Origin of the sequence: Halorubrum sp. SP9 (genome assembly GCF_005435015.1) — an archaeon.
In the GTDB taxonomy this organism is placed as follows: domain Archaea; phylum Halobacteriota; class Halobacteria; order Halobacteriales; family Haloferacaceae; genus Halorubrum; species Halorubrum sodomense.
Window position 1 is genome coordinate 1 of sequence record NZ_SGXU01000692.1, and the last position, 239, is coordinate 239.

Here is a 239-nt window from a genome sequence, read left to right on the forward strand (position 1 = left end):
CCCCATGGGCGTTCACGACATCCGAAAGCCGGTCTCGCGCGCGCTCGGGACCGACCACGTCGCGATGAACTACTTCGAACTCGCGCCCGGCGACGCCTTCTCCGGCGGCCTCCACACGCACGACGACCAGGAGGAGGTGTTCTACGTCCGCTCGGGCACCGCGACGTTCGAGGTCGGCCGCGACCGCGAGCGCGTGGCGGTCGGGCCCGACGAGGCGATCCGCTTCGCCCCCGGCGAGT

1 protein-coding gene is annotated in these 239 nt (G+C 72.0%); it reads left to right on the forward strand.

What is annotated here, in order from left to right:
• Positions 1-239 (forward strand): cupin domain-containing protein (locus EXE45_RS19025; RefSeq protein ID WP_137695202.1); only part of this gene is annotated, 239 nt, incomplete at both ends.